A 12,734-nucleotide genomic window follows, 5' to 3' on the forward strand; every position below is an offset into this window, starting at 1 on the left:
GGCCAGCCTCGTCCAGGAGAGTTGCTGTGGATAGGGTAGAACAACAGCGGCTACGACAGGCTGCCTGGCTGATGCTGGGCAATGGCCTGCGCCTGGGGTTGTCCGGGGCCTATTTCATCCTGCTGGCGCGGCTGTTGGGGCCGGAAGCCTTTGGGGTGTTCTCCGCGATTTTGGCCTGCAGCAACCTGGCCGCCCCGTTTGGCCATTGGGGCCAGTCGGAACTGCTGATCCAGCGCCTGAGCGGCCGGGGATCCGCGGCGGCTGCCCAGGAGATCGGCCCCAGCTTGTGGTTGGCCGGGCTAGGCTGTGGGGGGATGACGCTGCTGTTAACACCTCTGTTGAGCCTTTGGCTGGCCGGGATCTCCCCCCTCGTGGTGGGGATCCTGCTGGGGAGCGACCTGCTGTTTATCGCCATCCCTGAGGTGTACAGGGGGATCCTGATCGGGCAAGAGCGGGTTGCCGGCGTGGCCCTCATCGATACCAGCATGGCGCTGGGGCGGGTTGGCGCTGTGCTGCTAGCGGTGGCTCTGGGTTGGGGATCCCTGGTGCAGTGGGCCGTGCTGTACGGTCTGATGGTGCTGGTCGTGCTGCTGCTGATGGCGCGGGGGATGGGACGGTGGAGTAAGCTTTCTCCCCCCTTGGCCTGGAGAGATCTGGGGGAACGGCTGGCGGCGGGCTGGGATTTTGCCGTGGGGCTGGCGGCGGCAAAAACCTTCACCGATTTGGACAAGCTGCTTTTGCCCCGTCTGGCCTCGGCAGCAGCAGGGGGGCTCTACAGCGCCGCCTACCGGGTGATCAACTTCTCGCAAACGCCGATGATCGCCCTGCTCACCAGCCACTTTGCCGAGCTGTGCCGCCAAGGACAAAAGGGCCTACAGCAGGGCTGCCGCTACGCCTGGCAGCTCTTCCCTTGGGTGGTGGGCTATGGCAGTTTGGCCGCCCTGGGGATGGCGCTGGGATCCTACGGGATCCCCTGGGTGCTGGGATCGGCTTACCAGGAAACCGCTCTCATCCTGCGCTGGCTCAGCCCGGTCATCCTGCTGGAAGGGATCCACCTGCTGCTGTCTCACCTGCTCACCGGAGCCGGGCTGCAAAAGCCCCGCAGCCGCCTGCAACTGGCGGCACTGGGTCTGAACGGGCTTTTGAATGGGATTTGGATCCCGATGTGGGGCTGGCGAGGAGCAGCCTTGGCCACTTTGATCTCAGAAGTAGCCCTGCTGCTGGCCTTGCTGCTGCTAATTCAGCGGCAATTACGCCCTCTGGAGGGATCCCCTGAAGCTACGGGGCCTTGACGATCTTGTAGGTGGCTTTGGCATCGGGGCCGAAGGTGATCACATCCCCCGACTTAAGCTGGTGGGTGGTCAGCTTCTGGCCGTTGATCAGGAGGCCGTTGGTGCTGGGCCTACCCTCCAGATCCCCATCGAGAATGCGGTAGTAGTATTCTCCCTCCTTCTCAGCAGGGACGCGTAGCAGCATGGCGTGGTAGCGGGAGGCGTATTGGGAGTTGAGGCAGATGTCGTTGGCCAGGTCGCGACCAATGAAGTATTTTGCAGCGGTCAGCACCTGGCTGCGGCGGCCATCTCGATCCTCCACGACCAAGATGTGCTGCTGAGCACTTGGAGGAGAAGGCACAGAATCAACCATAATTCCTTCCGCTGCAACTGCCCGAATCTAACCCTAGCACCATACTATACAGACAAAAGCTCGACCCTGGCATTGGCAGAGCTGCAGAATCGCCTACCCGAGATGGTCTGCCGAATCTCAAAGTCGGCCACGGGCACTTTGCAGTAGCGGGCCCACCAGCCCTGGGAAAAGGGTGTAGGCCCCCACCGCCCACTGAGCCATGCCCACCACGACCTCCGACTTCGACTGGCGAGCGGCGTCCCAAATGGCTGCAGCCACGTCTTCCGGCTGGCTGACCCAAAAGCTCTCTAGTGCCTGTTGCATCCGCTGCCGCGCCGCGCTGCTTGAGCCTTGGGACTCGCTTTCGGGAGAGACCTCCGGCGCCGCCTCATCAACAAAAACGGCTCGCTTGAGAAAACTGCTGTTGACTGGGCCGGGGTGGACGCCAATTACCTGGATCCCATGGGGTTGCAGCTCTAGACGCAGCGCCTCCGTTAGCCCACTGACCGCATACTTGCTGGCACAATAGGCAGTCATCTGGGGCAGGGGCATCTTGCCGCCGATGGAGCCCACGTTGATGATCTGGCCTTGTTTGCGCTTCAGCATGTGGGGGAGCACAGCCCGGATGGTGTACAGGTAACCCCAAAAATTAACCGCCATCAGGGCTTGCCAGTGTTCCAGCGTAGTCTGTAGGAAGGGGCCGCTCAGGCAAATGCCGGCGTTATTGATCAGGCAGTCGATGCGGCCGTAGCGCTCTAGGGTGGCCTCCACCAGGTTTTGCACCTGTTCCGGTTGCGTCACGTCAGTGGGGACAGCCAACACTTCTGCATTGAGGCTTTGCTCCAGCTCGATGGCTGTTTGCTTCAGGGTTTCAGCCGTGCGGGCAGCCAGCGCCAGGCGGTAGCCACCGCGGGCAAAAGTAAAGGCGGTGGCCCTGCCAATACCCTCGGAAGCGCCTGTAATTAAAACAACATCAGCCATCCTGCTGCTCCCCACTTTTTGGGTTAGGATTCTTCCTTCTGTTGTAACTCCTCCGGAGAGCGGGGATCCTTGGCCATCTGAGAGCGTATGATACGGAACGGCAGCAAAGATAGGGTTTATGGCCTCCACTTACTCGTTTGATATTGTCAGCGATTTCGATCGGCAGGAGTTGGTGAACGCTGTGGATCAGGCCCAGCGAGAGATCAAACAGCGCTACGACCTCAAGGATACCCAGACGGAAATTGCGCTGGAGGAGGGATCCCTGACCATCACCACTGCCAATGAGATGGCTCTCAATTCCGTTCGCGATCTGCTTCTCACCAAAGCGGCCAAGCGGGGCCTCTCCCTGAAGATCTTCGACTTTCAACCCCCGGAGAGTGCCGCTGGCAACCGGGTGCGCCAGGTCGTTCGTCTCAAAAGAGGTATCGATGCGGCGCTGGCCAAGCAGATTGCCAAGCAAATCCGCGACAACTTCAAGAAGGTGCAGCCCTCCATTCAAGGGGATCTGGTGCGGGTTTCCGGCAAAGACAAAGATGAGCTACAGGCGGTCATTCAAATGCTCAAGCAGCAGGATTACCCGGTGGCGCTGCAGTTTGTCAATTACCGGTAGCACGGCCACAGCAGGCAAGGGATCCCAGCTCGCGTAGCCCCTTGGCTCTTGGCTTTTTGGGAGCTAGCCCACAGAGAAGGCCAGAATCCTTTACCATGGGTAGGTAGTGATCTCCATCTCCAACCGCAGCTCTACCGCGCCAGTATGTACACCATTTCTGAGTTCGATCGCCTGATCCAGTTTCTCCCGGTGGAGATCCGACCCGAGGTGCAGATCGAGATTGGATCCCCTGACCAATCTCGGGTTGTGCAGCCGCTCTGGCGCTTTCCCTGGCAGAAGTACACTCGCTTTGCCATCGACCTGAGCCGTTGGCAGAAGCTGAGCCCCGATCAACAGAAGATCTACTTTTTGCGGGAAGCCGTGATGACCACCGAGCTGGCCTTGGGAGACAACTGGTCGGCGCTATTGCTGTATCCCGCCCTAATTGGGGCCGGCAGCATGGGCATTTTGGTGGAGCTGCAGATGGGAGATAACCTTGGCGTGGGCTTGGCAGCCGGCTTGGCGGCATCGGCGGTGTTTCTGCTGCGTAAAGCAGAAAAGGGACAAAAAGCGCAAGTCGCAGCCGATGAATTCGCCGTGCGCTATGCCTCCCAAAACGGCTACACCTCTGAACAGGCGGCTGCCATTTTGCTGAGTGCCCTGCAGCAGGTAGCCATCCTCGAAGATCGCGTTAAGAGCGACTACGACACCACCATGCGCCACCGCAACCTGGAGTTCCTGGCCCAGCGGGGCCTCGGCTCCGGCACCTTGACCATCAATCCCAAGTACCGCAACAAGGGCCAGAACCCCAACCCCTACCAAAATCCCTTTCAGCGTTGAGCAGTTCCTGCAAACTAGGTGGGGGATGACTCCCGACCCTCATCTTTGTTGAGTAAGCACAACATGGCTGACGCCACGCTGCGCGAACCGATAGCGTACCGGCTTCACGCTTCCCAGACTTGTTGGTACAGAGGTCTCAGCGTGCTGCCACCGTGCAACCCACGGCGGGAAACTCTCCAGAGATTGAACTTGTTCGCCTCACTTGTAGCACGAACGGCTTTCATCCCGACACTGATTGGCTCTTCACCCATACAGTGCGGGGCTTCCCGCCGATTAAGCTAAACTCAGACAACTCAGACAACTTTGGGGAGCACCTAGGCTTGCTTAAGCTTCCTCTTCCAGTTCTTGGATCTCTTCCGTAGGGTTGTGTCCAGTCGCTTTGTCTTCCTCAATCTGAACTGTACCAGTAGGGTTGTAGTACCGGCGCACATCCCACTCAGTAATCCAACGGCGAATAATTGACCGCACGGTAGTTGTGCCGTAAAGAGGAGGGAGCTCAGACAGTGATGGCCGTACCCAATCAGGGTAGGCTTTCTGGTAGAGATCCGCCACCTTGTGCAACATCGCTTGAATGGCCACCTGAGCTTCCGAACAGGAACGGAGGGGGATAGCCCGCCGAATGGCCTCCATGCCGGCCCTTACAGCTTCCTCAGAAACATGCTTCTGGCGCGCCATCTCAGGTGCCTTCTCCCAATCCCCTTTTTCCTGCAAGATAGACTGCTCAAAGTCGCGGGTTACTGCTGCCACTAGAATTAGCGGAGCTGCTTTTAGTTCTTCAGGTAAAGTTTCCTTGCCAAACAAGTGGCCAAGAACGCGGTAGGACTTGACCCGCTGCAGGATGCTGTACTGTGCAATCAGCTCGATCTCATCCACCAAAACCACCAAGCCCCTGAGCCCTATGGCCCGACATAGCTGAGCAGAAAAAGCCAGGCGCTGCCAGTGCAAACTTTCCGCAGGAGGTAGCTTGCCGACGGAGTGAGCCCCTGCCAGACCGTGATCCCGAAGTCTCTGCCGCACCTCTGAGAGCCTCAGAGTGGATTCACCGGCCCAAAAGCGGACAATAGCATCTAGTTTCTCATCGTCACCCTCTAGCCTTTGGTGTAAAGCTAGAGTAGCCGGCCACCAGCCCTCTCCAAATCGCCATTGGTTAACCCAAAGCTGGAACTCCTGGAAAGAAGGCTGTTTGTACTGCAGACGACCTGCAATGCCTTGGAGCCCGCGCTCAGCCATGTCAGGGAGTTCGATTTCGGCAAGGATGCGGGGAATTAGGCGACTAGGATTGCCAAGAGGCAGCTCTTTAGAGATGACAACCAGCGAGGTGGCAAAACCCTGCTTCTTTGCTTTTTCCTGCAGAGTTAGTAGAAGATGAGACTTACCAGTTCCAAAGTCCCCCTTCACGAGCATCCCCCCAGGCTCTAAGCTGGGGGCGTTGCATAATTCCCAAAACTTCTCTTCGACCTCTTGTTGCCAAGAGCCAAGTTCTGCAACTGCAAATGGATTGGGAACACCGTTTCGCAGCGCTTCAATCGCTCGTCGGGCTACAAGTGATGCGCTCATTGAAGTTGAACCATAGTTGTACAAGGATTGGGATAATTGGGAGAATATACCTCGTTCTCAATTCGAGTTTGCAAAGCCCGGTACTTATGGTAGGACAAAAGTTCTGATTCAATAAAATCTGGAGGAGCCATGAAGATTAGGACTGTTTTCTCAAGCTTACTCTCTGCATCGATAAACTCTCGCAAGGTTTCGTAAAGCTCAATAATTTGCCTACGAGTGAAGATTGGACGTCCATTTTCTCTTCGCTCGTAGTAATGAAACAGACTGACAAGAATTGCTGTCCAACCGAACTGACGCGTGAAAAGCCTCAGAAAAGAAAGTAGGATCTCTCGAGAATTTGTCCTATCAATCTTTCGAAAAATAGCTGCCCCACGCACTTGACTAATAGATTTCAGTGTGCCTTTGAGCCACTCCTGAACCGCAAGGCACAAACCTTCTAGAGTGCCTGGACTTTGGAGAGGCTCGTAGATAAGACGGGAAATAGCCTTGCGAAAGTCGAGAGCCAGAGAGTAGTCCTGAAAAATCAGCTTCTTAATTTCTCGCTGGAACTGTATGTTGATCTCGCGGGCCTCAACTTGGTAAAGCTCCGCCAGTTCCTCTAAAGTGCAGTCTTGAAGTTCTGAGCTGGGGGAATATCCAATTTTTCTGAGAATGCTATAGCGCAGTTCTCTGGCAAAAGATTCCCAGTCTACCCTCTGAGCAAGGGCAAACCAAAAATTCTCAATTGAATGTAGATTGATGCGCTCTTCGCTTAGATCAAAAAGCCGAAAAGAAGAAAGAGATAGCTTTTCCTGAAGAGATTTGTAGAGGTGGGAGTAGGAATCTTTTGGGACGACGGCTAGCTTGACGGTTGCACCACCCGCAGGGATGAAGGATCCCAGGTAGTCTTTCTCAAGACAACGCAGCCATAAATCAAGCTGTAGACGACTCTGGGTTTCCCCACTCATAGACGCTCAAACTCCAAAAGATAGTAAATATGTTCCTCACCGCGTTCATCGCGAATGCGATAGCAGCGACCTGAGCGCGTGCCTGTAGATGCAGAGAAGATCAAGCGATAGCCATCCACATTGTTGATTGGGTTTCGATCTAGAAGGTAAAGATGTCGCGTAAATTCTGCTTCTGTGTAGTCTGAGTTATTGAGGTGGAGAACATCGAAGACATCTCGCGCAGCTACACTTATGGAGTTAGGCAGTTGCTCCACACGCTTTCTCAGGTAGCCTGACGCAATTCTTGCTGCCTTCCAAATGAGCTGAAGGACAGCCTGGGGATCAGTCTCTTTGCTCTTGGCGGCTCTTGCTCGCTTGATCGCCTCAGCAATAGCACTGGGCCGCTGGGATCGGAAAATCTTGCGGTCGATACGTACCCCCTCTCTGGCAAAGTGCACTAAGGCAGGAAAGGCCACAAAAATGTTGGGATTCTCGGTAGGAAGCCAGGGCTGGTCTACCCGTTCCCCCACTTCGCGGGCCAGGTCTTCAAGGGAGGAGGTGGACAAAGCTTGCTGGGCTTGTTCAAGAGCTCGCCTCACCAGCTCCACTTGGGAGAGAGCTTTGTTGAGGGCAGAGCCGCAGCTTTCTACCTGGCGGTTTACTGCTTGGAGATCTCCCCTTTTGCTAGCAGCTTGAGCACTGCCTACCGCTTTCGTCACTTTCTTAGTTAGCTCAACTAAGCTGGCCAGCTCGCCGTCGAGAGCTTTGAAAGACTCCTCAAACATTGTTCTTCCAATTTTTCGACAAGGTAGCACTGCCAGGGAGTAAGATGCAAGACTCAGCCCCGCTTGGATTGCTCAGGGCATGCGCAGCTCCCCTTCCACCTCCAGGCGGGTGTAGGGGCCGACGGCGAGGAAGCGCTCCCCTAGCATTTCGGCAGCGGCAGGTTGGATCCAGCCCATGCGCTGCAGCAGGTGCAAAGCCAAGGCATATTTGGCCCGCGCGGCCCCATCCTGTACCTTGATGGCCAGGCCCATCCCCTCTCCGACGCGCCCAATGCACTGGATCCCTTCGGCGCCGGACTTGCTGACCAGCTCGCCTTGGGTGGCCCGCATCAATTCTGTGTCGAAACATCCCTGTCCGGCCACCATTTCCGGGTGGTGGGTCATGGCGCGGGCGATGGCCTCCAAGTCGGGCCGCTCGCCGGCAGTCAGTTGGGCATACAGGGAGGCCAGGTGGTTGAGTTGTAACTGGTAAGTGGGCACGCCGCAGTCATCGCGGGCAAACAAAAACTCTTCCGAGGGCATCTGCAATAGATCCGCCAACTTAGCCCGCACCAGGGCCTGAACGGGGTGTTGCCGCTGGGCGTAGTCCGGCAGGGTCCAGTTCTGGGCGCGGCTTGCTAGCAGCATGCCAGCATGCTTGCCGGAGCAGTTGTGGCACAGGGGGCTGGGCTTGCCGGGTGGGGTGGGGCAGACCAGCAGCTCGGGAGACAGATCGGCGCGCCAGAGCATGCTGAACACCTGCCGCGCATGGGCCGTGGTGCCCTGATGGGATCCGCACATAATGGCGATATCCTTCTCGCTGAGGCGGTAGCGCTCGCGGATGCCGGTGGAGAGCATGGCCAGCGCTTGGAAGGGTTTGAGCGCAGAACGGGCAAAAACAGGGGTGGTGCTGTTGCCGGCCATGGCCAGGGAGCGCCCGCGGCTATCGGCCACGACCGCTTGGCAATGATGGATAGATTCGGTCAACCCTTCCCGCAAAACATGGATCAACAGTTCGGGGGTGGTGGAACGATTCTCAAATGACATGAAATCCTGGGAAAGGGCCGACGAGTCTGAAAAAAGGATGTGTACTTTAATCAAATCATACGCGCAGATCCGGCGCGAGACGTTGTCGGAACCTTTCTAAGTAGCAAAATAGAACAGTTGCCTCTGGATCCCTGACTTCTGCCATGTCCTTAGCTCCACTGGTGTTTTTGGTTTGTCACGGCAGCCGGGATCCGGAATACCAACAGGCGGCGGCGGATTTGCTGGCCCGCGTGCGGCAGCGGCTGGCTCCTCAGCCGGTGGAGCTGGCCCAGTTGGAAGGTCAGCCCCTGACCTTGGCAGAGCAGATTCACAGACAATTGGCCTCCTGTCTGGATAGAGTCGATGGGCCGGTGGTGCTGCTGTCACTGTTTATGGGCGGGGGATCCCATGTGGAGGAGGATTTGCCGGCTGCGGTGGAGCAGGTTCAAGCTCGCTGGCCGCGCCTGCAGTTGCTGCTGACGCCCCCCATCGGCCAGCACCCGGCCCTGCTCGATTTGGTGGCGGCTCGCGTGGTTGCGGCGCAGCGGTTGGGGGAACTGACCCACGGCTGGATCCTATTTGGCCATGGCAGCCGCCTGCCGGGATTTGCCGCCCAGCTCCAGGCCGGGATCCAAGCTCTGGAACAGCGCCTGCCCGGAACCCCCATCCACCTGGCTTTTGCCGCCCAGCCCCCGACACTGGAAGCGGCTGTAATCCATTGCCTGCGTCTGAGCCAGTATCGCCTGCGGGTGCTGCCGTTTTTTCTTTTTCCGGGCGGTCTGCTGCGCGCTTTACAAGAACAAGCTCAGCGGCTACAGCGAGAATGGCCCTTGCTGCAGATTACGGTGGAGCCGCCCCTCTGGCGGGATCCCCAGGTGGTACAGGCCATCCAGGAGACCCTGCAGACGGCCTGTCTGACCGGGAAGTAGGGTTGGTTGGTCAAAACTGTCCTGTTCCAGCAGAATAGATATTTCCGACAAGCTATTGGGATTTGAGATGGGCAAAGTGTATCTGGTGGGAGCAGGGCCTGGGGATCCGGGACTGCTGACGGTGAAGGGCAAAGCGCTGCTCGCCCATGCGGACGTGGTCATCTACGATGCCCTGGTGGGATCCCCCATTTTGGATCTGATCCCACCCACAGCAGAACGAATCTACGCCGGCAAACACTGCGGCGCCCATACCCTCCCGCAGGAGCAAATCACCGCCTTGCTGATCGAGAAAGCCCAGACGGCAGCCGTGGTGGTGCGCCTCAAGGGCGGGGATCCCTTCATCTTCGGGCGGGGGGGCGAGGAGATGCTGGCGCTGGTGCAGGCCGGGATCCCGGTGGAAGTGGTGCCGGGAATTACGGCGGGCATGGCCGCCAGCGCCTATGCTGGGATCCCACTCACCCATCGCGACCTCAGCTCCTCGGTTGCCTTCGTAACCGGCCATGAGGCGGTAGGGAAATACCGCCCCCAGGTCAATTGGCGTGCCCTAGCCGAGGCCGTAGAAACCTTGGTGATCTACATGGGTATGCACAACCTCGGCCACATCGCCGCCGAATTGTTGGCCGGCGGCAAAGCTCCCGACACCCCCGTTGCCCTGATCCGCTGGGGCACCACGCCGGAGCAAGAGATTCATCTGCTCCGTTTGGAGACTCTAGCCGGTCAGCCCTCGCCTGTAGCACCGCCCGCCATTGTCGTGGTGGGAGCGGTGGTCAATCTGGCCGGCCTGTTGCCCACTCTATGTCCGCTTGCCCCTTCAGAGCCTCAATGAACGCCTTTTTTCGCAAGCTGAGGGCGCTCTTTGCCGCCTACTACGCCTACATGCTGGAGTACCGGGCGGAGCTGATCCTGTGGGTGTTGGCCGGATCCCTGCCCTTGATCATGATGGGGCTCTGGAGCGAAGCCGCCCGTTCAGGAGATTTCTCGCTCTCTTCCCTGGAGTTCAGCCGCTATTTTCTGGCCGTGTTCCTGGTGCGCCAGTTCAGCATCACCTGGGTGATCTGGGACTTTGAGCGGGAGGTCGTCGAAGGCAAGTTATCGCCGCGTCTGTTGCAGCCTCTGGATCCCGCTTGGCACCACGTCGCCAGCCACCTGATGGAGCGCCTGGCCCGTCTCCCCTTTACCATAGCTTTGATTGCCTTCTTTTTCCTGCTCTACCCCCGTGCTTTTTGGATCCCGTCTTGGCAACAGGTGGCACTGGGATCCCTGGCCATTCTGTTGGCTTTTGCCCTGCGCTTTCTTATGCAGTACACCCTGGCGCTGCTGGCCTTTTGGGTGGAGCGGATATCGGCTCTGGAGCAGCTTCATTTCTTGGTGTACCTGTTTTTGTCGGGGGTGATCGCCCCTCTGGAGGTGTTTCCACCGGCGGTGCGCCAGGTCTTGGCCTGGACGCCCTTTCCCTACTTGGTACATTTTCCCGCCGGCCTCTGGGTGGGGATCCCACAAGATATCCCGCGCGGTTTTGCCATGGGCCTGGCCTGGCTGGGGCTGTTTTGGCTGGTCAACCGCTGGCTGTGGCGCAAGGGTTTGCAACGCTACTCCGGGATGGGAGCCTAAACAAACCTATTTCCCAGTCCGCCTGAGCCGGCAGCAAGACTGCTTCTGGAACGACTATTATGGGGCAGGGGTTAGTTGATCGCCAGCATCCTATCTGGACTTAAACTTGCGGCAAGAGGTGAATAGCGCCCTCAGATCATCTCTTTAGTCATTCCTCAACAGCCTCTCCCCCTAGTCATCATGAAGCGCGTATTGGTCGTAGATGACGATCCCCTCTCTTTAAAGGTGCTGAGCCGCCACTTGACTCAGCACGGCTATCGGGTTTGTACGGGCGCTTCGGGTGTAGAAGGGCTGCGCCTGTTTGCCCAAGAGCAGCCGGATGTGGTGGTGTCGGATGTGGTGATGCCGGAAATGGATGGCTTCGAGTTTTGCCGGCAACTGCGCCAACAGCGGGGCGGCGAACTCGTCCCCTTTATCTTCCTCTCCTCTCGCAGTGAGCTGGACGACCGCGTTCAGGGCTACGAGTGGGGAGCCGATGACTACATCATCAAGCCCTTCGAGCCGCTGGAGTTGGTGGCCAAAATCGAGGCGCAAATCGAACGAGCCCGCCGCACCCAGTTGGAGATTCTGCGCCTGATCCAGCAGCAGACCCAGGCCAAATCCGAAGCCGCCCCCCGCTCCAGCTTAGCCGAGCTTCCCCTCACCCCCGCCGAAGAGCGGGTGTTCCGGGAAGTGATCCGCGGCCTCACCAACAAGCAAATCGGCGAGAAGCTGTTCATTAGCCCGCGCACTGTGCAAACTCACCTGACCAACATCCTCAGCAAGCTTTCTCTGGAAAATCGCTCGCAACTGGTGCGCTTTGCCTACGAACGGGGCTACGTCCCCCAGGAAGAGTCGGGCGACAAAAAATAGGCTGGGAGAGAGAGGGATCCCTCCTAGGCCAGGTGGAGTCTCAAGACGGCAGGCGTTGCCTTGCGCACCCGGCAGGGAATTCGCTCCCTGCCTAAGCGAACAAATGCCTCGTAGCGGTGGCAGCCAGAGAACCCGTAGTACTCTCCCTCCACTTCCAAAACCTCGATCGGCTCCTGCAGGCCGATGGCTTCGATGGAAGCCATCAACGCCCGCACTTTCTCCGGATCCGTCTGCCGCGGCAAGGGGCGACGAATTTGGGCCAGGGGAATCTCGCGAATGTGCGCCATGGTGAATTTTCTCCCTAGGTAAGCTTCTTAATCATACTCGTTATGACTTTGCTCTAGCAAGACTTGCAGAGGGAGTGGATTCTCAGGGCAGAGCATGGCAGGATAGCACCATTCCTCACTGCCCTTTCGCTCAGGAGCCAACTTAGCCATGTGGCAACTCCTCCAAGCTTTCTGGGGAAAGATCGCCGGCCAGGCTCCCCCCGTACCCCCTGGCAAGGTCCCACAAACCTCCCCTGGCGAGATGCCGCTGCAGCCACCTTCTCCCCGCCCAGCAGAAGCCTCTCAGCCCACGCCGGAACCTTCCACTCCAGCAGTGGCTGGGCAAGGTGGGGAAGCGGCGGTGGTGATCGCTGCTCAGGAGCAATCCCCGGACTCTAATGCAGTGGAATTTCTCCTGGGCACCTCTACAGCCAAAAGCATCGGCAGCTTCTGGGCCATGGCCGATACGGGATCCCGGATTTCCCGCATTGCTTCCGCCACCGACAGTGGCCGTGCAGTCAGTTCTATTGCAATTCTCACTAGACTCTCCAGACCAGGCCTTGGCTGAGACTTGGGATCCCTGACCAGATGTCCCATCTTGCCATGGCTGCTGTTGCTCCCTGGCTGGGGTCAACGGCTGTCAGCGCCGGTTTGGAGAAGGTTGCAACACACAGCAGAGTAGCTTGGTAGTCCCGTACTCAGCGCTCGGCGCCGCTAGCGCGAGTAGTGCGGGGCGGAAAAGCCTTAGAGCAGTTTTAGCTGCTGTTCAA

General features: G+C 58.1%; 15 protein-coding genes. 8 read left to right on the forward strand and 7 right to left on the reverse strand.

What is annotated here, in order from left to right; all coding sequences use genetic code 11:
* Nucleotides 1-26: 26 nt before the first annotated feature.
* On the forward strand, nucleotides 27-1,292 hold the full coding sequence (locus NW841_RS03770; RefSeq protein WP_414385444.1) for a lipopolysaccharide biosynthesis protein: 1,266 nt from the start codon (nucleotides 27-29) through the stop codon (nucleotides 1,290-1,292).
* On the opposite strand, the gene NW841_RS03775 is transcribed toward NW841_RS03770, so the two are convergent.
* The gene (locus NW841_RS03775) at nucleotides 1,279-1,644 is read right to left on the reverse strand and encodes an FHA domain-containing protein (protein WP_414365424.1); all 366 of its coding nucleotides are present in this window, start codon (nucleotides 1,642-1,644) and stop codon (nucleotides 1,279-1,281) included. The two genes, NW841_RS03770 and NW841_RS03775, sit on opposite strands and share 14 nt — an antisense overlap.
* Before the next feature lie 117 nt (nucleotides 1,645-1,761).
* On the reverse strand, nucleotides 1,762-2,604 hold the full coding sequence (locus NW841_RS03780; RefSeq protein WP_414365422.1) for an SDR family oxidoreductase: 843 nt from the start codon (nucleotides 2,602-2,604) through the stop codon (nucleotides 1,762-1,764).
* Between the two features lie 118 nt (nucleotides 2,605-2,722).
* Here NW841_RS03780 and NW841_RS03785 point away from each other — a divergent pair, with 118 nt between their 5' ends.
* Nucleotides 2,723-3,214, forward strand: coding sequence for a YajQ family cyclic di-GMP-binding protein (locus NW841_RS03785; protein WP_414365420.1), 492 nt, complete (start codon nucleotides 2,723-2,725; stop codon nucleotides 3,212-3,214).
* A 144-nt stretch (nucleotides 3,215-3,358) separates the two neighbouring features.
* Entirely contained in the window at nucleotides 3,359-4,033 is a 675-nt protein-coding gene (locus tag NW841_RS03790) for a DUF3318 domain-containing protein (protein WP_414385447.1), read from the forward strand.
* 324 nt (nucleotides 4,034-4,357) lie between these two features.
* Here NW841_RS03790 and NW841_RS03795 read toward each other — a convergent pair whose 3' ends face one another.
* From NW841_RS03795 to NW841_RS03810, 4 genes are all read right to left on the reverse strand, one after another.
* Complete coding sequence (locus tag NW841_RS03795) at nucleotides 4,358-5,614, reverse strand: BREX system ATP-binding domain-containing protein (protein ID WP_414385449.1); 1,257 nt, start codon at nucleotides 5,612-5,614, stop codon at nucleotides 4,358-4,360.
* Nucleotides 5,587-6,537 (reverse strand): hypothetical protein, encoded by a 951-nt coding sequence (locus NW841_RS03800; protein ID WP_414385452.1) that lies wholly within the window; start codon nucleotides 6,535-6,537, stop codon nucleotides 5,587-5,589. Before NW841_RS03800 ends, NW841_RS03795 begins: the two co-directional genes overlap by 28 nt.
* Nucleotides 6,534-7,301 (reverse strand): hypothetical protein, encoded by a 768-nt coding sequence (locus NW841_RS03805; protein ID WP_414385454.1) that lies wholly within the window; start codon nucleotides 7,299-7,301, stop codon nucleotides 6,534-6,536. Before NW841_RS03805 ends, NW841_RS03800 begins: the two co-directional genes overlap by 4 nt.
* A 72-nt stretch (nucleotides 7,302-7,373) precedes the next feature.
* The gene (locus NW841_RS03810) at nucleotides 7,374-8,327 is read right to left on the reverse strand and encodes an asparaginase (protein WP_414371135.1); all 954 of its coding nucleotides are present in this window, start codon (nucleotides 8,325-8,327) and stop codon (nucleotides 7,374-7,376) included.
* A gap of 143 nt (nucleotides 8,328-8,470) precedes the next feature.
* Between NW841_RS03810 and NW841_RS03815 the strand changes: the two genes are divergently transcribed.
* The 4 genes from NW841_RS03815 to NW841_RS03830 all read left to right on the forward strand — a co-directional run bounded on the left by NW841_RS03815 (nucleotide 8,471) and on the right by NW841_RS03830 (nucleotide 11,698).
* Complete coding sequence (locus NW841_RS03815; protein ID WP_414385457.1) at nucleotides 8,471-9,235, forward strand: sirohydrochlorin chelatase; 765 nt, start codon at nucleotides 8,471-8,473, stop codon at nucleotides 9,233-9,235.
* A 67-nt stretch (nucleotides 9,236-9,302) separates the two neighbouring features.
* On the forward strand, nucleotides 9,303-10,061 hold the full coding sequence (gene cobA, locus NW841_RS03820) for a uroporphyrinogen-III C-methyltransferase (protein ID WP_414332467.1): 759 nt from the start codon (nucleotides 9,303-9,305) through the stop codon (nucleotides 10,059-10,061).
* Nucleotides 10,058-10,846, forward strand: a complete 789-nt coding sequence (locus tag NW841_RS03825; RefSeq protein WP_414371131.1) for an ABC transporter permease — start codon at nucleotides 10,058-10,060, stop codon at nucleotides 10,844-10,846. The genes cobA and NW841_RS03825 overlap by 4 nt, the downstream gene beginning before the upstream one ends.
* Nucleotides 10,847-11,026: 180 nt before the next feature.
* Nucleotides 11,027-11,698, forward strand: coding sequence for a response regulator transcription factor (locus NW841_RS03830; RefSeq protein WP_414366405.1), 672 nt, complete (start codon nucleotides 11,027-11,029; stop codon nucleotides 11,696-11,698).
* 23 nt (nucleotides 11,699-11,721) lie between these two features.
* Here the strand turns inward: NW841_RS03830 and NW841_RS03835 are convergent, their stop codons facing one another.
* Entirely contained in the window at nucleotides 11,722-11,985 is a 264-nt protein-coding gene (locus NW841_RS03835; protein ID WP_414385460.1) for a ParB N-terminal domain-containing protein, read from the reverse strand.
* A 241-nt stretch (nucleotides 11,986-12,226) separates the two neighbouring features.
* Here NW841_RS03835 and NW841_RS03840 point away from each other — a divergent pair, with 241 nt between their 5' ends.
* Nucleotides 12,227-12,532 (forward strand): hypothetical protein, encoded by a 306-nt coding sequence (locus tag NW841_RS03840; RefSeq protein ID WP_414385462.1) that lies wholly within the window; start codon nucleotides 12,227-12,229, stop codon nucleotides 12,530-12,532.
* Nucleotides 12,533-12,734 lie beyond the last annotated feature (202 nt).

The sequence above is a fragment of the Synechococcus sp. H60.3 genome, from assembly GCF_047462295.1.
In the GTDB taxonomy this organism is placed as follows: Bacteria; Cyanobacteriota; Cyanobacteriia; order Thermostichales; family Thermostichaceae; genus Thermostichus.